This is a genomic window from Ideonella sp. P3_A4, from assembly GCF_056403075.1.
Window position 1 is genome coordinate 1 of record NZ_JBFUGE010000082.1, and the last position, 17,615, is coordinate 17,615.

18 protein-coding genes are annotated in these 17,615 nt (G+C 66.6%); 16 read left to right on the top strand and 2 right to left on the bottom strand.

Annotated features, from left to right (window positions below; genetic code table 11):
• The 5 genes from mreC to AC1DYI_RS10715 all read left to right on the top strand — a co-directional run.
• Window positions 1-703, top strand: a 703-nt coding sequence (gene mreC / locus AC1DYI_RS10695) for a rod shape-determining protein MreC (RefSeq protein WP_477204086.1), incomplete at its 5' end; no start/stop codon positions are given.
• Window positions 704-713: 10 nt separating this feature from the next.
• Window positions 714-1,232 (top strand): rod shape-determining protein MreD, encoded by a 519-nt coding sequence (gene mreD, locus AC1DYI_RS10700; protein WP_477204087.1) that lies wholly within the window; start codon window positions 714-716, stop codon window positions 1,230-1,232.
• A 7-nt stretch (window positions 1,233-1,239) separates the two neighbouring features.
• Complete coding sequence (gene mrdA, locus AC1DYI_RS10705) at window positions 1,240-3,438, top strand: penicillin-binding protein 2 (RefSeq protein ID WP_477204088.1); 2,199 nt, start codon at window positions 1,240-1,242, stop codon at window positions 3,436-3,438.
• Complete coding sequence (gene rodA, locus AC1DYI_RS10710; RefSeq protein WP_477204089.1) at window positions 3,435-4,589, top strand: rod shape-determining protein RodA; 1,155 nt, start codon at window positions 3,435-3,437, stop codon at window positions 4,587-4,589. The genes mrdA and rodA overlap by 4 nt, the downstream gene beginning before the upstream one ends.
• Window positions 4,590-4,774: 185 nt before the next feature.
• Entirely contained in the window at window positions 4,775-5,194 is a 420-nt protein-coding gene (locus AC1DYI_RS10715) for a hypothetical protein (RefSeq protein ID WP_477204090.1), read from the top strand.
• A 7-nt stretch (window positions 5,195-5,201) separates the two neighbouring features.
• Here AC1DYI_RS10715 and AC1DYI_RS10720 read toward each other — a convergent pair whose 3' ends face one another.
• Entirely contained in the window at window positions 5,202-6,707 is a 1,506-nt protein-coding gene (locus AC1DYI_RS10720; protein ID WP_477204091.1) for a sensor histidine kinase, read from the bottom strand.
• 139 nt (window positions 6,708-6,846) lie between these two features.
• A complete protein-coding gene (locus AC1DYI_RS10725) occupies window positions 6,847-7,518 on the bottom strand; it encodes a response regulator (RefSeq protein WP_477204092.1) in 672 nt (223 codons plus the stop codon).
• A 201-nt stretch (window positions 7,519-7,719) separates the two neighbouring features.
• On the opposite strand from AC1DYI_RS10725, the gene recA reads away from it, so the two are divergent.
• From recA to AC1DYI_RS10780, 11 genes are all read left to right on the top strand, one after another.
• Entirely contained in the window at window positions 7,720-8,769 is a 1,050-nt protein-coding gene (gene recA / locus AC1DYI_RS10730) for a recombinase RecA (protein ID WP_477204093.1), read from the top strand.
• A gap of 58 nt (window positions 8,770-8,827) precedes the next feature.
• Window positions 8,828-9,397: a regulatory protein RecX gene (locus tag AC1DYI_RS10735; RefSeq protein ID WP_477204094.1), complete on the top strand. Its 570-nt coding sequence runs from the start codon at window positions 8,828-8,830 to the stop codon at window positions 9,395-9,397.
• Window positions 9,398-9,529: 132 nt separating this feature from the next.
• Window positions 9,530-10,138, top strand: coding sequence for a DUF2889 domain-containing protein (locus AC1DYI_RS10740; protein WP_477204095.1), 609 nt, complete (start codon window positions 9,530-9,532; stop codon window positions 10,136-10,138).
• 53 nt (window positions 10,139-10,191) lie between these two features.
• Entirely contained in the window at window positions 10,192-11,352 is a 1,161-nt protein-coding gene (gene sucC / locus AC1DYI_RS10745) for an ADP-forming succinate--CoA ligase subunit beta (protein WP_477204096.1), read from the top strand.
• Between the two features lie 19 nt (window positions 11,353-11,371).
• On the top strand, window positions 11,372-12,265 hold the full coding sequence (gene sucD / locus AC1DYI_RS10750; protein WP_477204097.1) for a succinate--CoA ligase subunit alpha: 894 nt from the start codon (window positions 11,372-11,374) through the stop codon (window positions 12,263-12,265).
• A 141-nt stretch (window positions 12,266-12,406) separates the two neighbouring features.
• A complete protein-coding gene (locus tag AC1DYI_RS10755) occupies window positions 12,407-13,096 on the top strand; it encodes a TerC family protein (RefSeq protein ID WP_477204098.1) in 690 nt (229 codons plus the stop codon).
• 223 nt (window positions 13,097-13,319) lie between these two features.
• A complete protein-coding gene (locus AC1DYI_RS10760) occupies window positions 13,320-14,243 on the top strand; it encodes a serine/threonine-protein kinase (RefSeq protein WP_477204099.1) in 924 nt (307 codons plus the stop codon).
• A gap of 20 nt (window positions 14,244-14,263) precedes the next feature.
• Entirely contained in the window at window positions 14,264-15,052 is a 789-nt protein-coding gene (locus AC1DYI_RS10765; RefSeq protein WP_477204103.1) for a Stp1/IreP family PP2C-type Ser/Thr phosphatase, read from the top strand.
• 66 nt (window positions 15,053-15,118) lie between these two features.
• Window positions 15,119-15,754 carry an FHA domain-containing protein gene (locus AC1DYI_RS10770; protein WP_477204100.1) on the top strand — a complete coding sequence of 212 codons (636 nt, stop codon included), beginning with the start codon at window positions 15,119-15,121 and terminating at the stop codon, window positions 15,752-15,754.
• Between the two features lie 253 nt (window positions 15,755-16,007).
• On the top strand, window positions 16,008-16,787 hold the full coding sequence (locus tag AC1DYI_RS10775) for an MBL fold metallo-hydrolase (protein ID WP_477204101.1): 780 nt from the start codon (window positions 16,008-16,010) through the stop codon (window positions 16,785-16,787).
• Window positions 16,788-16,978: 191 nt separating this feature from the next.
• Window positions 16,979-17,416, top strand: coding sequence for a pilin (locus AC1DYI_RS10780; protein ID WP_477204102.1), 438 nt, complete (start codon window positions 16,979-16,981; stop codon window positions 17,414-17,416).
• Window positions 17,417-17,615: the final 199 nt, after the last annotated feature.

Here is a 17,615-nt window from a genome sequence, read left to right on the forward strand (position 1 = left end):
TGACTACCTCGCCGGCCTGCAGACCGCGCTGGMCAACGAAAACGCGATGCGCGCCCGCCTGGCGGAGCAGGCCGAGCGCTCGGCCCGGGCCGATCAATTGGCGCAGGAGAACGCCCGCCTGCGTGCGCTGCTCGAACTGCGGCCCAAGGTCAGCGTGAAGACGCTGGCGGCCGAGGTGCTGTACGAGGCGCCGGACCCTTTTTCGCACAAGCTGTTCCTGGACCGCGGCAGCCAGCACGGTGTGGTCGCCGGCGCGCCGGTGATCAACGAGGCCGGCGTGCTGGGGCAGGTGACGCGGGTCTACCCGTTCTCGGCCGAGGTCACGCTGCTGGTCGACAAGGACGCCGCCATTCCGGTGGTCAACACCCGCACCCAGCACCGCAGCGCGGCTTTCGGCAATGGCGACGGCAGCACGATGGAGTTGCGCTTCGTCGGCGGCAACGACGACGTTCAGGCCGGCGACATGCTGACCACCAGCGGCACCGACGGCGTCTACCCGCCCGGCCTGCCGGTGGCCAAGGTGGCCGCGGTCGACCGGCGTGCCGACTCGGCCTTTGCCCGCATCGCGCTGGCGCCGACCGCCTTGCCCGATGGCGTGCGCCACGTGCTGGTGCTGGAGCCCTTGAGCGCGCAGCTGCCGGCGCGGCCCGAGCCACCGCCGGAGCCCGAGAACACACGCCCGCGCCGAGGCAACCGGCGATGAGGAGCCCATGATGATCATGCCGCGCGGCGACCAGCTGCTGTTGCCGGTCAACCCTCTGTTCCTGTGGTTCACGCTGTTGCTGGCCTTTGCGCTGAACATCGTGCCGATGGGCCGCAGCGCCGCGATGCCCGACCTGGTGGCATTGACGCTGGTGTTCTGGAACGTGCACCAACCGCGCCGCGTCGGCATCGGCTGGGCCTTCCTGTTCGGGTTGCTGATGGACGTGCACCAGGGCGCGCTGCTGGGCCAGCATGCACTGGCCTACACGGTGCTCAGCTACCTGGCGATCATGGTCCACCGCCGCTTGGTGTGGTTCGGCCTGCTGCAGCAGATGCTGCAGGTGCTGCCGCTGTTCCTGGCCGCCCATGTGGCCTCGCTGCTGGTGCGGCTGGTGGTCGGCGACAGCTTTCCGGGCTGGACGCTGTTCATCGCACCGTTCATCGAGGCCGCGCTGTGGCCCGTGGCCAGCGCGCTGATGCTGGCACCGCAACGCCGCCCGCCGGACCCGGACAAGAACCGCCCGCTGTGAGCCCTGCGTGACGGAGTTAAAGGACCTTGCACGCGAGCTGGATCGCTTCCGGCTGCGCATCCTGGCCGCGGCGCTGTTCGTGCTGCTCGGCTTCGGCCTGCTGACCGCGCGCCTGGTCTACCTGCAGGTGATTCGCCACGACGAGCTGTCGATCAGGGCCGAGGCCAACCGCACGGCCATCGTGCCGATCGTGCCGAACCGCGGCCGCATCGTCGACCGCCATGGTGTCGTGCTGGCCAACAACTACACCGCCTACACGCTGGAGATCATGCCGAGCAAGGTCGACGACCTGGAGGCGACGATCAACGGCCTGGCCGAGCTGGTCGACATCCGGCCCAGCGACCGGCGACGCTTCAAGCGCCAGCTGGAGGAGAGCAAGAGCTTCGAGTCGCTGCCGATCCGCAACCGGCTGTCGGAAACCGAGATGGCGCGCTTCATCGCGCAACGCTTCCGCTTCCCCGGGGTCGACATCAAGGCGCGCCTGTTCCGCAACTACCCGTTGGGCGAGACGGGCAGCCACCTGATCGGCTACATCGGGCGCATCAACCAGACCGAAAAACAGGCGATGGAGGACTGGGAAGAAGAAGCCCAGGCCAACTACCGCGGCACCGAGTACATCGGCAAGCTGGGGCTGGAGCAGTCGTACGAGAGCGAGTTGCATGGCCGCACCGGTGTCGAGCAGGTCGAGACGTCGGCCGGCGGCCGCGCGATGCGCCGACTCAACAGCAAGCCCTCGACCCCGGGCAACACGCTGATCCTGTCGATCGACATCAAGCTGCAGGCGCTGGTCGAGCAGCTGTTCGGTGAGCGCCGCGGTGCGCTGGTCGCAATCGACCCGCGCAACGGCGAGGTGCTGGCCTTCGTCTCCAAGCCGACCTTCGACCCGAACCTGTTCGTCGACGGCATCGACCAGGAGAACTGGTCGGCGCTGAACGAGAACATCGACAAGCCGCTGTTGAACCGTGCGATCCGCGGCACCTACCCGCCAGGCTCGACCTTCAAGCCTTTCATGGCGATGGCCGCACTGAACTCGGGCAAGCGCGCCGCCAGCACGGTGATCATGGACAACCTGACCTACAGCTTCGGCGGCCGCACCTTTGGCAGCCCCGAGACCGACCGCGCCGGCCCGAAAGACATGCGTGCGGCGATCGTGACATCGAGCAACGTCTACTTTTACAGCCTGGCCAACGAGATGGGCGTGGACCTGATCCACGACCAGCTGGAGCCCTTTGGCCTGGGCCGCAAGACCGACATCGACATGGAAGGCGAGCTGACCGGCGACCTGCCGTCGACCGAGTGGAAGCGGCGCAAGTTCAAGAAGCCAGAGCAGCAGAAGTGGTACGCCGGCGAGACGATCTCGCTGGGCATCGGCCAGGGCTACAACAACTTCACGATGCTGCAGATGGCCACCGCGGTATCGACGCTGTCGTCGGGCGGCCAGCGCTTCAAGCCGCGCCTGGTGCACGAGGTCGAAGACATGGTCAGCGGCGAAAAGCGCAGCATCTCGTCACAGGCGCTGGAGCCGATCGGCCTGAAGCCGGACCAGGTCGCGGTGATCCGCGATGCGATGAACGGCGTGACGATCGCCGGCACCTCGGCCCGCGTGTTTGCCGGCGCCGGCTACCAAAGCGGCGGCAAGACCGGCACCGCCCAGGCGGTAGGGGCACGGCAGAACGAGAAATACAGCGCTACCCGCACGGCGGAGCATCTGCGAGACCATTCGCTCTACATCGCCTTCGCACCGCTGGACGAACCACGGGTCGCGCTGGCGGTGATCGTGGAGAACGCGGGCTGGGGTTCGGGCGCCGCAGCGCCAATCGCCCGCCGTGTGCTGGACTATTTGCTGATGGACCAATACCCGAGCGAAGAAGACATCGCGCTGGTGCGTGAAGGCAAGGGCGTGGCGCCGATCGGTGCATCGCGCAAGCCGGCCGACGTGGCGTTGCCAACCGGCGTGGGTGCGTCGGTGGCGATGGGGCTGGTGGCGGCGCCGGACCCGGCGGCCAGCGCCGCGGCAGCCTCGGCTGCAGGCGCGGTGAAATCAGCGGCAGTCCCCGCTTCGGGCGCGGCCAGTCGCACAGTCGGCTTGCTTCCCAAAGCCGCGGCCTCACCGGCATCCGCCCCCTCGGCCGCGCGTGTCGCAGCGCCGGCCGCATCTCGCCCCGCCGCCCCGGCTTCAGCCACCGCCTCTGGAGGCCAACCATGAGCGTGGTGCTGGAACGTCCGCCGCTGTGGCAGCGCATCCTGCCGGTGTTCTCCGGCTTCGACCTGCCGCTGTTGCTGGGCCTGCTGGTGCTGGGTGGCCTGGGGCTGCTGACGATGTATTCGGCCGGCTACGACCACGGCACCCGCTTCGTCGACCACGGTCGCAACATGCTGCTCGCGCTGCTGCTGCTGTTCCTGGTGGCACAGGTGCCGCCGCAGCGGCTGATGCGCGTCGCTGTGCCGCTGTACACCGTCGGGGTGGCGCTGCTGATCGCCACGGCCTTGTTCGGCGTGACCAAGAAGGGCGCGCAGCGCTGGCTCAACGTCGGCGTCGTGATCCAACCCAGTGAGCTGATGAAGCTGGCGATGCCGCTGATGCTGGCCTGGTGGTTCCAGAAGCGCGAAAGCCAGTTGCGCACGCTGGACTTCGCGGTCGCCGGCGCACTGCTGCTGGTGCCTGTCGGATTGGTGGTCAAGCAGCCGGACCTGGGCACCGCGATCCTGATCCTCTCAGGCGGGCTGTACGTCATCTACTTCGCCGGCCTCAGCTGGCGTCTGATCCTGCCGGTGCTGCTGGCCGGCGTGCTGGCCATCGGTGCGCTGGTGTTCTCGGCCGACCAGATCTGCCAGGACGACGTCAAATGGCCGCTGCTGCGCGACTACCAGAAGCACCGCGTCTGCACGCTGTTAGACCCGACGACTGACCCGCTCGGCAAAGGCTTCCACATCATCCAGGGCATGATCGCGATCGGCTCCGGCGGGCCCACCGGCAAGGGCTTCATGAAGGGCACGCAGACGCACCTGGAGTTCATCCCCGAGCGCACCACCGACTTCATCTTCGCCGCCTATGCCGAAGAATTCGGCCTGCTTGGCACGCTGAGCCTGATCGCCTGCTTCAGCTTCGTGCTGATACGCGGCCTGCTCATCGCGGCGGAGGCGCCCACCGTCTTCACCCGGCTGCTCGGCGGCGCTTTGACGCTGAGCTTCTTCACCTACGCGATGGTGAACATGGGGATGGTCAGCGGCATCCTGCCCGTGGTGGGCATCCCCTTGCCGTTCATCAGCTACGGCGGCACCGCGATGGTCACCCTTGGCCTGGCGCTGGGCATGCTGATGTCGATCGCCAAGAGCCGGCGCCTGATGCAGAGCTGAACCAAGTGACGTACGTCACGGGTAGCTAACTTTTCAGTTCAGCGCCACGTCGCTGTTACATCCCTTGAGTAAGGGAGAGCTTTCGACACCTCTCGTCACTAGACTGCGCCGCGGCACGACAGCCGGTGCGCAACGGATGTCGTGCCGCCAAAAACCATACTGATTGACTTTCGGAGCACCCTTACATGTCGAAGTTCTCGATGATTTCCGTCGCCGTTCTGGCCCTGGCCGCTGGCGCCGCCCAAGCCGCCAAGATCCCCGCCAACATCAAGTTCGATAACTACTGCGACGGTTTCACCAACCTGACCGTCAGTGGCGGCTACGTGACCGGCCAGCGCGACTTCACCAACTGCGGCACCTACACGCCCGACGCCGTCATGGGCCCGACCGGCAAGCTCCTGGCCGGCAGCCTGGTCAAGGGCTACGCCCTGACCGAAGCCAGCGCCGTGCAGTTCGGCAGCACCTACGGCTGGGTCGTCAACGCCGACGGCACCTGGTCCGTGTTCGCGACCGAAACCGGCACCCTGATCAACAGCGGCACCTGGTCCGCTGGCTACCCGCTGACCGGCGCCAAGGCCGGCGGCAAGGTGTCGACCACCAAGTGATTTCGCGTCAGCGTTGATCCGGTGAGGCGTCGCTCGGTCCGGACCGGGCCGGCGCCTGCACCGGGAAGCGCACCGTGAACACCGTCCCCGGCCCTCCGGCCGGGGACCCCGCCGAGAGCCGCGCCTGGTCGATGGTGACCGTCGCCTGGTGCTTGTCGGCAATCTCGCGCACGATGGCCAGCCCCAAGCCGCTGCCATCCACGTTCGTGCCCAGCGCACGGTAGAACGGCTGGAACACCAGCTCGCGTTCCGCTTCGGCAATGCCGGGGCCGTTGTCCTCCACCTGCAGCACCAGCACCTGGCCGAACGGGTCGGGCGTCACTCGCACCGTGACCGTGCCCCCTTCGGGCGTGTACTGCAACGCGTTGTCGACCAGGTTGCGGATCATCTCGCGCACCAGGATCGGTTGGCCGCGCAAGCGCGGCGCCGCATCGCCGCTGACCTCGGGGCCCTCGTAGCCCAGGTCGATGCGCTTGTCCATCGCCTTCGGCACGAAGTCCTGCACCGTGTCGACGGCCAGGCGGACCAGACTGAAGTCCTGCGCCTTGCGCGCCGATTCCACGTCTTCCGCCCGCGCCATCGCCAACAGCTGGTTGACCATGTGCGCCGCACGCTGGCTCGAGCGGGCGATGTGCTGCAGCGAACGCTTGATCGACTGCGCATCGCCGGTGCCGCTGTCGATTTCGCGCTGGGCCAGTTCGGCCTGCGTGCGCAGGCCCGCCAACGGCGTCTTCAACTGGTGCGCCGCGTCGGCGAGAAAGTGTTTTTGCGTCGCCATCGACTGGTCGAGCCGGGTCAGCAGGTCGTTGATCGCGCGCACCAGCGGCGCCACCTCTTCCGGCACGTCGTGCTGATCGATCGGACTCAGGTCATGGCTTTGGCGGCGCTGGATGCGCTGCTGCAATTGGCTCAAGGGTGCGATGCCGCGTGCCAGCGCAAACCAGACCAGCAACACCGCCACCGGCAGGATCACGTACTGCGGCAGCAACACGCCCTTGATGATCTCGGTCGTCAACCGGCTGCGCTTTTCCATCGTCTCGCCGACCTGCACCAGGCCGATGCGCAGCGGCTCGCCGGGCGCCGGCACCAGGCGCAGGCTGGCCACCCGCACCGGTTCGTTCTGGATCATCTCGTCGCGGAACTGCACCTCGCCGACAGGCGGCGGAATCGTGGGGTCGGTGTCCGGCGTCGGCAGCTCGCGGTCGCCGGCCAACAGATCGCCCTGTTCGCCCAGGACCTGAAAGTAGACCCGGTCGACATCGTCGCTGCGCAACAGGGCAGCCGCCGACTCGGGCAGGCGCAAGGCTTTGTCGTGCGGCAAGTTGGCCTCGGCCGCCACCATCTGGCGCGCGATCATGCGCGTCAACTGCGCCAGGTCGCGGTCGTACGGGCGGGCGGCGATGTTCTGCGCCACCAGCCAGGTCAGCGCCGCGCTCATCGGCCACAGCAGCAGCAGCGGCACCAGCATCCAGTCGAGGATCTCGCCGAACAGCGACCGTTGTTCACGGGACATGGTGCCCCCACGCCATCAATGAAGCCCCCACGCCCGCTCCAGCGGGCTGCCCCCCAAGGGGGCTCGCGCAGCGGACCGGCAGAGCCGGATCCGCGCACGCCACTTGGGGGGCCTGGCGCTGCGCGCCGCGGCCGTTGCGCTAGCTCTGGATTTTTTCAAGGCAATAGCCGAGGCCCCGCACCGTAGCGATGCGGATCGGACCCTGCTCGATCTTCTTGCGCAGGCGGTGGATGTAGACCTCGATGGCGTTGTTGCTGACCTCTTCGCCCCACTCGCACAGGCGAGCGACCAACTGGTCCTTGCTGACCAGGCGGCCGGCACGCTGCAGCAGCACTTCCAGCAGGCTGATCTCGCGCGCCGACAACTCGATCATCTGGTCGTTGATGTAGGCCACGCGGCCAGTGGCATCAAAACTCAACGGCCCGTGCTTGATGACGCTGGATGCCGTGCCCAGGCCACGGCGCGTCAAAGCACGCACACGCGCTTCGAGCTCCTGCAGCGAGAAGGGCTTGGCCATGTAGTCGTCGGCGCCCAGGTCCAGCCCCTTGACGCGCTGCTCGACCGAATCGGCCGCCGTCAGGATCAGCACCGGCATGCTGGAGCCGCGGGCGYGCAACTTGCGCAGCACCTCCAGCCCGTGCAGGCGGGGCAAGCCCAGGTCCAGGATCACCAGGTCGAATTCATGCGAAGCGAGCGCGGCATCAGCTTCGCTGCCGGTCGCCACATGGTCGACCGCATAGCCGGTGCCGCGCAGCGAGCGCAGCAGCCCGTCGGCCAGCACCTGGTCATCTTCGGCAATCAGAATGCGCATCGGCCTTGTCTCCTTGCGGTGGCTCTTGAGGGCCCGAAAGCTGCGCTTCGGCCGCCGGCTTGGGCGATTCTAGGGAGCCACCCTGTCCCCAGGTTGACGGCCGACAAGGCCTGAAAATCCACTGTACAGATATCCAGCTTCTGACATAATCGGCCCCATTCTGCTGACTACCGATCGAATCGAATGAGGAGGCCCGCCACCATGGATGCACCTGTGAAAAACCTGAACACCGAGAAGTCCAAGGCCCTGGCGGCCGCGTTGGCCCAGATCGAAAAGCAGTTCGGCAAGGGCTCGATCATGCGCCTGGGCGAAGGCGAGGTGATCGAAGACATCGAGGTCRTCTCCACCGGCTCGCTCGGCCTGGACATCGCCCTGGGCGTCGGCGGCCTGCCGCGCGGCCGGGTGGTCGAGATCTACGGCCCGGAATCGTCGGGCAAGACCACGCTGACGCTGCAGGTCGTGGCCGAGATGCAAAAGAAGGGCGGCGTGGCCGCCTTCATCGACGCCGAACACGCGCTCGACATCGGGTACGCACAGAAGCTGGGCGTCAACCTGCAAGAGCTGCTGATCAGCCAGCCCGACACCGGCGAGCAGGCGCTCGAAATCGTCGACTCGCTGGTCCGCTCCGGCGCGGTCGACCTGGTGATCGTCGACTCGGTCGCCGCGCTGACGCCCAAGGCCGAGCTCGAAGGCGAGATGGGCGACAGCCTGCCAGGCCTGCAAGCCCGCCTGATGAGCCAGGCGCTGCGCAAGCTGACCGCGACGATCAAGAAGTCGAACTGCATGGTGATCTTCATCAACCAGATCCGGATGAAGATCGGCGTGATGTTCGGCAGCCCCGAAACCACCACCGGCGGCAATGCACTGAAGTTCTACTGCTCGGTTCGCCTGGACATCCGCCGCATCGGATCGATCAAGAAGGGCGAAGAGATCATCGGCAACGAGACCCGCGTCAAGGTCGTCAAGAACAAGGTCGCGCCCCCGTTCAAGGAAGCCGAGTTCGACATCCTCTACGGTGAAGGCATCAGCCGCGAAGGCGAGATCATCGACCTCGGCGTGGCCGCCAAGATCGTCGAGAAGTCCGGCTCCTGGTACGCCTACAACGGCGAGAAGATCGGCCAGGGCAAGGACAACTCGCGCGAGTTCCTGCGCGAGAACCCTGCGCTGGCGCACGAGATCGAGAACAAGGTGCGCGAAGCGATGGGCGTGCCGCTGCTGGCTGACTTGGCCAGCGAAGCGCCCGCCAAGTAAGGTGCCCAAGCCCGGCGGCCGCTCAGGTGGCCACCGGGCAACGTGACATGAGGGCGATGTGAAACGCCCACCTCTCAGCCTGAAGGCGCAAGCCCTGGCGCTGCTGGCGCGGCGCGAGCACAGCCGGGCCGAGTTGCGCGGCAAGCTGCTGGCCCATGCCCGCAAGCGCGCTCAGGCGCAAGCGGCAGAGGCCGCACGCGAAGCGGCGCTCGGCCCGCGCGATCCGTGGGACCTGCCCGACGAGACGGTGCCGGCCGACGTCGCAGAGGCTTACGACGCCGAGGCGGCAGCTGCCGAAATCGACACATTGCTCGACGCACTCGAAGCCGCGCGCCACCTCAGTGACGCGCGCTTCGCCGAAAGCCGCGTCCACACCCGCGCCAAGCGCCAAGGCACCGCCCGCATCAAGCAAGAGCTGGCCCGCCACGGCGTCCAGATGGATCCCGACACCGCCCGCCAGCTGCGCGACACCGAGCTGGAGCGCGCCCGCGAGGTCTGGCGCCGCAAATACGGCGGCGAGCCGACGACCGAGCCGGCCGAACGGGCGCGCCAGATGCGGTTCCTGGCCGCGCGGGGTTTTGCCGGCGACGTGGTGCGCCGCGTGGTCGGCGGCCGCGAGGACGAATAGACACTCGGCGCACTCGCTTCGGGGCGCTACGGCCACCACGTATGTTGCGTTGCAGCACGCGTGCTACAGTGAAAAACTGCCCGCCGGGCCCCCGATCCAGGGCTGGTCCGCGGCGCACCCGCTGTTTTGCCAATGCCGCTGCCCCCCGCCGACCCCCAACGCCAGCTCAAGCACCAGCGTTCGATCCAGGTCCAGGCCTATGCGCGCAGCGATGGCTTGTGGGAGATCGACGCCACGGTGCTCGACAGCAAGACCCGCCCGACCGGCGCCCCCGGCCGCGAGCGCCCCGCTGGCGAACCGATCCATGACCTGCATCTGCGCATCGTCGTCGACACCAGTTTCAACATCGTCGCGGCCGGCGCTGAATCCCTGGCCATGCCCTACCCCGGTCATTGCGACCAGCATGGCGACCGCTACGGCGCGCTGGCTGGCCTGAACCTGATGCGCGGCTTCAAGCGCGCCGTGCGCGAGCGCCTGGGCGGCGTGCAAGGCTGCACTCACCTGTCAGAACTGGCCGATGTGCTGCCCACCGCGGTCGTCCAAGCCTTCGCTGGCGATGTACTGAAAGTGCATCCCGACAGCGACACCCAACCCTTCCAGCTCGACCGCTGCCATGCGCTGGCGGCCGACGGTGAAGCCGTGCGTCTTTATTACCCCCGTTGGTACCGTCAGCCCGGTGCCAACAAACTGACGCAAAATCCGACGCCGGCATCCGGACCGGCCGCCGCCGGCGGCGATTGAGCACCTCGCTCCGTCGCCACCCGCTTTCGTCCTGAACTCACGAAACCAGCCCCATGAAGATCCACGAATACCAAGGCAAGGAACTCCTGCGCCAGTTCGATGTGCCGGTGCCCCGCGGCTACCCGGCATTCACCGTGCAGGAGGCCACCGAGGCCGCACAAAAGCTGGGCGGTGCCGTCTGGGTCGTCAAGGCTCAGATCCACGCGGGCGGCCGCGGCAAGGGCGGCGGCGTCAAGCTGGCCAAGTCCATGGATGACGTCAAGGCGATCTCCGGCCAGATCCTCGGCATGCAGCTGAAGACCCACCAGACCGGCCCGGAAGGCCAGAAGGTGCGGCGCCTGTACATCGAAGAAGGCGCGGACATCCAGAAGGAGTTCTACGTCTCCCTCGTGACCGACCGCGCCTCGCAAAAGGTCGCGCTGATCTGCTCGAGCGAAGGCGGCATGGACATCGAGGAGGTCGCCCATTCGACCCCCGAGAAGATCATCACCGAGCTGGTCGACCCGCTGGTCGGCCTGACCGACGCGCAAGTCAAGAAGATCGCCGCGGCCGTCGGCATGACCGGCAACACGGTCGACCAGGCCGTGACGCTGTTCAAGAACCTGTACCGCTGCTACATGGAGACGGATGCCTCGCTGGTCGAGATCAACCCGMTCAACCGTGACAGCAAGGGCAACCTGATCGCGCTGGACGCGAAGTTCAACTTCGACTCCAACGCGCTGTTCCGCCACCCCGAGATCGTCGCTTATCGCGACCTCGACGAGGAAGACGCGGCCGAGATCGAGGCCAGCAAGTTCGACCTCGCGTACATCTCGCTCGACGGCAACATCGGCTGCCTGGTCAACGGCGCGGGCCTCGCGATGGCGACGATGGACACCATCAAGCTGTTCGGCGGAGAGCCGGCCAACTTCCTGGACGTGGGCGGTGGCGCGACGGCCGAGAAGGTCACCGAAGCCTTCAAGATCATGCTGAAGAACCCGGACGTCAAAGGCATCCTGGTCAACATCTTCGGCGGCATCATGAAGTGCGACACCATCGCCGACGGCGTGATCGCGGCTTGCAAGGCGGTGAACCTGTCGGTGCCGCTGGTGGTGCGCATGAAGGGCACCAACGAAGACCTGGGCAAGAAGATGCTGGCCGACTCGGGCCTGCCCATCATCAGCGCAGACACGATGGCCGAAGCCGCGACGAAGATCGTCGCCGCCGTGAAGTAAACGCCCAGGAGCGAACGAGATGTCGATTTACATCAACAAAGACACCAAGGTCATCACCCAGGGCATCACGGGCAAGACCGGGCAGTTCCACACCCGCGGCTGCCGCGACTACGCCAACGGCAAGAACTGCTTCGTCGCCGGCGTGAACCCGAAGAAGGCCGGCGAAGACTTCGAAGGCATTCCGATCTACGCCAGCGTGAAGGAAGCCGCCGGCCAGACCGGCGCGACCGTCAGCGTGATCTACGTGCCGCCCGCGGGCGCCGCCGCCGCGATCTGGGAAGCCGTCGAGGCCGACCTGGACCTGGCGATCTGCATCACCGAAGGCATTCCCGTGCGCGACATGCTGGAAGTGCGCAACAAGATGAAGGCCAAGGAAGCCGCCGGCGGCAAGCGCACGCTGCTGCTGGGCCCGAACTGCCCGGGCCTGATCACGCCGGAMGAAATCAAGATCGGCATCATGCCGGGCCACATCCACCGCAAGGGCCGCATCGGCGTGGTCTCRCGYTCRGGSACSYTGACSTATGAAGCGGTGGCRCAGCTGACYGAGATCGGCCTCGGCCARTCGTCGGCGGTCGGCATCGGCGGCGAYCCGATCAACGGCCTCAAGCACATCGACGTGATGAAGGCCTTCAACGACGACCCGGACACCGACGCGGTCATCATGATCGGTGAGATCGGCGGCCCCGATGAAGCCGAGGCTGCGCGCTGGTGCAAGGCCAACATGAAGAAGCCGATCGTCGGCTTCATCGCCGGTGTCACCGCCCCCCCGGGCAAGCGCATGGGCCATGCCGGTGCGCTGATCAGTGGCGGCGCCGACACGGCCGACGCCAAGCTGGCAGTCATGGAAGAGTGCGGCTTCACGATCACCCGCAACCCGTCGGAGATGGCCAAGCTGCTCAAGGGCCTGCTCTGATCTCGTGACGCCGCGTTCGTAGTTGTACGAACGCGACGCGGCGCGCCCGAACCTACACTTCAGCGCGCTCGATCGAAAGAGGGCTTCGCGCCCTCTTTTTTATTCCGCTTTCTGCTGCGACGCACGTTTTCCGGGGCCACGATGGACTTCACTTCCGCCGCCTTCTGGGCCGCCCTCGGCTCGATCATCTGGGTCAACATCCTGCTGTCCGGCGACAACGCGGTGGTGATCGCACTGGCCGCCCGCAGCCTGCCGCCGCATCAGCAGAAGAAGGCGATCTTCTTCGGCAGTGCCGCCGCGATCGTGATGCGGATCGTGCTGACCCTGATCGCGGTCGAGATGCTCAAGTGGCCGTGGCTGAAGATCGTCGGCGGTGTGCTGCTGGTCTACATCGGCGTCTCACTGCTGCTGGAAGAAGGTGAGGGCGAAGATGGAGACGGCAACACCGAGAACACCGGACTGCTCGCCGCCATCCGCACCATCCTGGTGGCCGACCTGGTGATGAGCCTGGACAACGTGCTGGCCGTGGCCGCCGCGGCCAAGGGCGACACGGTGCTGCTGGTGTTGGGCCTGGCGATCAGCATTCCGCTGATCATCTTTGGTTCGACCCTGTTGCTGAAGGTGATGGAACGCTTCCCGATCATCATCACCTTGGGCGCAGCGCTGCTGGGCTGGCTGGCGGGAGAAATGATTCTGACCGACCCGGCCGTCGTGACGCGCTTCGGCGAATTGCCACACACCACGCAGTACCTCGGCGCCGCCATCGGCGCGGCACTGGTCGTGGCCCTGGGGCTGATCATCAAGCGGCGCCAACACGCCCAACCGGCCTGAAACCCGGCTGACACCTTGGCGACATACCGCTGTCACCCGTTTCGGCGGCAAGCGGTCACCAGCGCTGACAATGCGGCGAAAACGCCTGTGATAAGGTGGTTGCAACCACGCACGCATTGGGGGGTTCAAGCGAATGGGTGGCAACGGAACCACGTTCTGGAGCCGGGCGCTACGGCGCCATTGGCCGTGGCAGCGCGATCGCCAGCTGCCGCCACCGTCGGCCATGGCCGATGCCAGCGAGATGCCAGGCGTCACCGTTGGCGGCTACCCGCTGGTGCGAACCTTCGCCCACGGCGCCTTGGGTGAACTGCACCTCGCGACCGACCCCGACAGCGGCGCGCCGGTCGCGGTCAAGACCGTGCGCTTGCACCATGGTGAGCTGACCCGTGACCGCTTCCTGCGCGAGTCGCAGGCCGCAGGGCGCCTGCGCCATCCGGGCATCGTGCGCACCCGTGGCGCGGGGATCGAAGGCCATGGCGACAGCGCGGTCGGCTGGATCGCGATGGAGTGGGTGCCGGGCAGCGACCTCGCACGCTATGCCGCCGCGTCGCGGCTGCTGCCCGAACCGCTGGTCATTGAGCTGATGGCCCAGGCCGCGGATGCACTGGCGCATGCCCACACCCAGGGCGTGGTCCACCGCGACATCAAGCCCGCCAACCTGCTGTTCAGCCCCGGCCGGGCTGTCTTGAAGATTGCAGATTTCGGCTGTGCCCACCTGAGCGATGCCGAGCGCAGCCGCAGTGGCGTGCTGGCCGGCACCCCGGTCTACATGGCGCCCGAACAGTTGGCCGGCGCGCCGGTCGATGGCCGTTGCGACCTGTATGCGCTGGGCGTGGTGTTGTTCGAACTGCTGACCGGTCGGCTGCCGTTCGAAGCCGCCTCGATGGGCGACCTGCTGCTGGCCATCACCACACAGCCGGCGCCGTCTTTGACCGCGTTGCGGCCCGACCTGCCGACCGAGCTCTCGACCCTGGTCGCCCGGCTGCTGGCCAAACGGCCCGACGACCGGCCGTCCGACGGTGCGGCACTGGCTCGCGAACTGCGTCACGTCGGCACGGCGCTGCGCGCGGCCTTGGTTTCTCCCGGTGCGTCAGGACCCACCAGCACAGGCACAATGGCTGTCCCCCCGACCGCGACGCCGTCTTGAACGCGACACCGCCCGTGAGCATGCAACTCGAGTTCTTCAGTGCGCTGGACACTGGCCGCGCGCGAAGCAATAACGAGGACGCAGTACGGGTCGACGAAACCCTGGCTTTGGCGGTGCTGGCGGACGGCATGGGCGGCTACAACGCCGGCGAAGTGGCCAGCGCGATGGCCGTCGAATGCGTCTGCGAGGACATCGCCCGCTGGCTCTCCGAGCCGAGCGCCGCGCGCGATGAAGAAGAGATCCGCCAAGCCATGATGGCCAGCGCGCAGCATGCCAACCAGGTCGTCTACGACGCCTCGCAAAGCCGGGCCGAATACGCCGGCATGGGCACGACGCTGGTCAGCGCGCTGTTCAACGACGACAGGCTCTGGGTCGGCCACATCGGCGACTCACGCGCCTACCGGCTCCGCGGCGGCAAGCTTGAACAGCTGAGCCGGGACCATTCTTTGCTCCAGGAGCAGATCGATGCCGGTCTGTTGACGCCGGAGGAAGCGGTCTACTCGATGAACCGCAACCTGGTGACGAGAGCCGTGGGCGTCGAGCCGGCGGTCGAACTGGAGGTCGTCGGGCACGAATTGCGCCCTGGCGACCTGGTGATGCTGTGCTCGGATGGTCTGTCGGACATGCTGCCCGACGCCGCCATTGCGCAGGTGATGCGTGCAAGCGACAGTTTGGAGGCCACCGCGAACGCGCTCATTGCTGCTGCCAATGCAGCGGGTGGGCGGGATAATATCTCGGTGGTCCTGGTACGCGCCAAAGGGGGAGCCGCCCACGCCGGGCGTGCATGGTGGCCGTTCCGCCGCGCCTGAGGGGGCAAGGTGGTTCACGCGTAGGTCGAACCTGCGGGTTCGAACTGTGACAACAAGAGGACAGGCATGGGCAAGCTGGTCGTTTCGCTAGACAACGTCGTGATCAAGGAAGTGCCGATCTCCAAAGATCGGACGACACTGGGCCGTCGCCCGTACAACGACATCGTGATCGACAACCTCGCCGTCAGCGGCGAGCATGCGGTGATGCTGGCGGTGGGCCATGACGTCTTCATCGAAGACCTCAACAGCACCAACGGGACCTACATCAACGGCAAGGCGATCAAGAAGCAGCTGCTGGTGCACAACGACACCGTCGAGATCGGCAAGTACCGCATCAAGTACCTGGTCGACGAGGTGCCCGACTACGAGAAAACGATGGTCCTGCGCCCGGGCTTCAACCCGGCCAACCCGGTGACCATTCCACCGCCGGTGCACTCGATGATCCCGGCCTCGATCAAGGTGCTCAACGGCGGCGCCGCGGGCCGCGAAGTACTGCTGACCAAGGCCGTCACCACCGTCGGCAAACCGGGCGTGCAGGTGGCCTCGATCGCCAAGCGGCCCACCGGCTATGTGCTGTCGCATGTCGAAGGCGTGTCGCACCCGACTGTCAACGGCAGCCCCGTCGGCGACGGCGTGATCTCGCTGAAGAACGGCGACATCATCGACCTGGCCGGCACCCAGATGCAGTTCATCCAGGGCTGAGCGCCAGCCAATCGCACAAGCGTCCCGGCGGTGGCGCTTGTCGCGAACGTGATGCTGTTCACACCTGCTGACAATGCAGGGCCCAGGCGGCAAATGTGACAGCCGATCTGGGCACTTGGCATCTTGCGCTGCGGCGCCGCCCGCAGCACCATGGGGCCGATGCGCCGGCGATCCTGGCGCGCTGACCTGCGCCTCGGGCGCCACCCACCTTGCCGTCCGTCACCTTTTCGGCGCCCGCGCCCGTCGCTGCCGCATGAACATCCGCATCCTCGGCTGCTCCGGCTCGATCGCCCAGGGCTGTCGAACCACCAGCTTCCTGCTCGACGACGACGTGTTGATCGACGCCGGCACGGGCGTTGGCGACTTGACGCTCGACGAACTGGCGCGCATCGACCACATCCTGCTCAGCCACTCGCACCTGGACCACGTACTGGGTGTGCCGCTGTTGGCTGACAGCGTGATGCGCCGCCGCCAGGGCCGCGCCCCGATCCAGGTCCATGCCCTGGCTGAAACACTGCAAGTGCTGCGCCAGCACCTGTTCAACGACCTGCTGTGGCCTGATTTCACCCGCCTGCCCAGCGCCAGCCAACCCGTGCTGCAACTGCAGCCCCTCAAGGTCGGCCAGACGCTGCATCTGGGCGCCGCCCAGCGAGCTATCGACGTGCTGCCTGCGGCGCACGCCGTGCCAGCCTGCGGCTATGCCGTCAATGCACCCAGCGGTCGCTGCTGGGTCTATACAGGAGACACCGGCCCGAACCCATCGCTGTGGGCGGCCCTGGCGGGGCGCCCGGTGGCGCAACTGGTGATCGAAGTGGCCTTTGCCGAAAGCGAGCGCGCCATCGCCGCCGACAGCCGCCACCATTGCCCCTCATCGCTGGCCGACGAGTTGCGCCACGTGCCCGAGGGTACCGACGTGCTGCTGACCCACATCAAGCCAGGCGAGCTGGACACCATCCGCGCCGACCTGGCCCGGCGCCTGCCCGGCCGGCGCCTGCAAGCCCTGGCCGCCGGCCAGACCTTGCACCTCGACTGACAAATTTCGTCACTTGAGGCCCGCATCGACAGAACTGGGCAGCGAAAAGCGACCAGATCCGTCAACGACAGTGCAAAGTTCACGCCAGACAAGCCCGAAAAAGCTGGCACGGGTTTCGCAATTAGGGGGATAAGGGCAAATCGAGCCCCCCAACGTTTTCCTCCCCCACCCGCTGATCAAGGAGTTTCACCATGAAGCGCGTCCAACAAGGTTTCACCCTCATCGAACTGATGATCGTCGTGGCGATCATCGGCATCCTGGCCGCCGTTGCGCTGCCGGCTTATCAGGACTACACGATCCGCTCGAAGGTTTCGGAAATCATCATTGCGGCGGACAAGTGCAAGACGTCTGTCGCCGAGTACTACCAATCGATGAACCAGACACTGCCCCCGACCGGCGCAGAGGCGGGCTGCGACACGCAAGCGACCCAATACGTCACCAGCCTGGCGGTTGCTACTGGCGTGATCACCGTGACCCCGAACGCCGCCAACCTGCCTCAGCTGACTGGTACCGTGTTCGTCCTGCAGCCGTCCCCGAACGTCTCCGACGCGGGCATTCTCGACTGGGCCTGCAATCAAGGCGCCGGCACGACGATCCTGCCGAAGTATCTGCCGGCAAACTGCCGCTGATCTCCAGCATTTTGGATGACCGCTAGGGCGCCGCGAGGCGCCCTTTTTCATTGGCACGGCACGCCATCGCAACTCTTGCTCAGCTGTCAAGACGGATCGAACCAAGTTCGAGGTAACAATCCAACGATGCTCGATGACATGCGAAGGGGTGGGGGCGTGGCCTTTGCGCTGCTGGTACTTGCAGTCGCCGCCCCCACTC